Here is a 1,652-nt window from a genome sequence, read left to right on the forward strand (position 1 = left end):
AAGCGTCCGCCGCGGACTGATCTTGAGTCTCTTGCTGTCTGACTTGCTGCTTGGCAGGTCCAAACTCCCAGCGGGCTCCTCGACGCCTGCCCCGACAGCTACTCATCGCTGTGCTCCAACAACGTGAGGGCGTTCTGGATGCCCTGCTCGAGGACCTCGTCGGCGAGGTGTCGGTCGGCTAGGGCGCGGGAGAGTTGCAGCGTGCCGATCACGGAGGCGACGATGGTGAGCACCTTCACGCGTGCCGATGGCGGGTCGTGTGGCGCCAGGCGGGCGGCGATGTCCTCGACGATAGCCAGTACGCCGTCGGTGTAGGCCTGTTTGGTGGCGTCGGTGGCGCGGCCGATCTCGTCGAGCAGGGCGGCGGACGGGCAGCCGTCCTCGGGGTGGTCGCGGTGCTCGACCGACAGGTAGGCGCGCACGAACTGTTCCACTCCGGCCCGGCCCGGCGCCAGCGCGCCGAGGCTCTCGCACTGTGCGCGGAGCTGGTCGGCGACCGCGGTGGCGACGAGGTCGTCCTTGGAGGTGAAGTGGGCGTAGAAGGCGCCGTTGGTCAGCTCCGCGTCCGCCATGAGCGTGGTGATCCCCGAGCCGTTGATGCCGTCGCGTTTGAAGCGGCGGCCGGCCGTTTCGATGATCCGCCGTCTTGTCGCCTGCTTGTGCTCGTTGTCGTACCGCACCACACGCGCCTCCACCCGCCGGGCCGGCCGCCGGTCCGCCGCCGTGCACCCCTTGAGAGTACGGCCATAATTTAATTTTTGGCAGACCCTTGCCTTCAGGCTCCATCTCACTCTATGGTCGTATGACCGTACGCCAAAGGGTTAGGGAGTCGACGATGACAGCAACGCGACAGGTGGCGCTCGTGACGGGTGCGTCCTCAGGCATCGGGAGGGCAGCCGCGCTCGCGCTTGTCGAGGCGGGGTTCGCCGTGATCGGCACGAGCCGGAACACCTCGCGCGTCGCCCCTCTCCACGGGGTGACGTTCCTTGATCTCGACGTGGCCAGTGACGATTCAGTCACCGTCGTCGTCAAACGGGTGATCGAGGAGTTCGGGCAGATCGACGTCCTGGTCAACAATGCCGGTATCGGTGCAGCGGGTGCTGCCGAGGAGAGCTCCGTCGCACAGGCGCAGAGCATCTTCGACGTCAACGTCTTCGGCACGATCCGGATGACGACGGCCGTGCTGCCACACATGCGCGCCCAGGGAAGCGGGCGCATCATCAACATCTCGTCCGTCCTCGGCTTCGTCCCGGCGCCCTACATGGCCGTCTACGCCGCGACCAAGCACGCGATCGAGGGGTACTCGGAGTCCGTGGACCACGAGGTCCGCGAGCACGGCGTCCGAGTGCTTCTCGTCCAGCCCGCCTACACCAAGACCGGATTCGACGCGAACGCCGTCCAGCCCGACAACCCGCTGCCGGTCTACGCCCAGCAGCGCCACATCTTCGACGAGCTGTTGGTGGCGGCGATGAAGGACGGCGACGACCCCGCCGTCGTCGGCAAGGTGATCGTCGCGGCAGCGACAGAGGCGAAGCCGAAGCTGCGCTACACCGCCGGCTCGACGGCCGGACGCGTCGCCACCCTGCGCCGTATCGCCCCCGCCCGGGCCTTCGACCGCCAGATCCGCAAACTCAACCGGCTGGCCGGCTGAC

2 protein-coding genes are annotated in these 1,652 nt (G+C 67.6%); one reads left to right on the forward strand and one right to left on the reverse strand.

Annotated elements, in window-relative coordinates:
• Positions 1-98 precede the first annotated feature (98 nt).
• Positions 99-683, reverse strand: a complete 585-nt coding sequence (locus tag U9980_RS18965) for a TetR/AcrR family transcriptional regulator (protein ID WP_416210322.1) — start codon at positions 681-683, stop codon at positions 99-101.
• Positions 684-835: 152 nt separating this feature from the next.
• On the opposite strand from U9980_RS18965, the gene U9980_RS18970 reads away from it, so the two are divergent.
• Positions 836-1,651, forward strand: a complete 816-nt coding sequence (locus U9980_RS18970) for an oxidoreductase (protein ID WP_322769148.1) — start codon at positions 836-838, stop codon at positions 1,649-1,651.
• The last annotated feature ends 1 nt before the right edge of the window (position 1,652 follow it).

It is taken from the genome of Protofrankia sp. Cr1 (assembly GCF_963555865.1).
GTDB lineage: Bacteria > Actinomycetota > Actinomycetes > Frankiales > Frankiaceae > Protofrankia.